1 pseudogene is annotated in these 435 nt (G+C 68.3%); it reads left to right on the top strand.

The window, feature by feature from the left end:
- Positions 1 to 435, top strand: a pseudogene (locus AACY19_RS27440) (IS481 family transposase); the annotation flags it as partial.

Raw genomic sequence — 435 nt, 5'->3', positions numbered from 1 at the left:
CAGGCGCTGTTCGTCGAGCACGACGGCAAGCGCTTCGGCCCGTTCGAGCCGTCGCGCGGCGCGGTGCCGCTCTATCGCTACCGCAAATACCAGAAGAGCCGGGCGGAAGAACGGCTCGACAAGGTGGTGCGGCTTGCCGACCAGATCGGTCTGCCCCGTGCCGCGATCACGGGTGGTGACCGGCCCTTGCCGTCGCTGCCGCCTACCACCTCAGGGCTTGCCGTGCGGCGCACACCCTTTCCGGACCCGGTCGTCGAGACGGCCCATGCCACCGGCCTTGCCGCCCGACAGGCGATCGTCGAACAGCTCCGACTGCCGCTGGGCTCGCTGCCAGAGGAGGATCGTGCCTTCATCGACGCATTGCTCGGCGAGACGTTCGACAAGGCCATCATCGCCGATCGCATCCGCGACCGGTTCCTGTCACGACGAAGGACC

The sequence above is a fragment of the Pseudomonas sp. EA_5y_Pfl2_R50 genome (assembly GCF_963970475.1).
Lineage (GTDB): Bacteria > Pseudomonadota > Gammaproteobacteria > Pseudomonadales > Pseudomonadaceae > Aquipseudomonas.
This window is presented reverse-complemented; position numbering and strand designations above follow the sequence as displayed.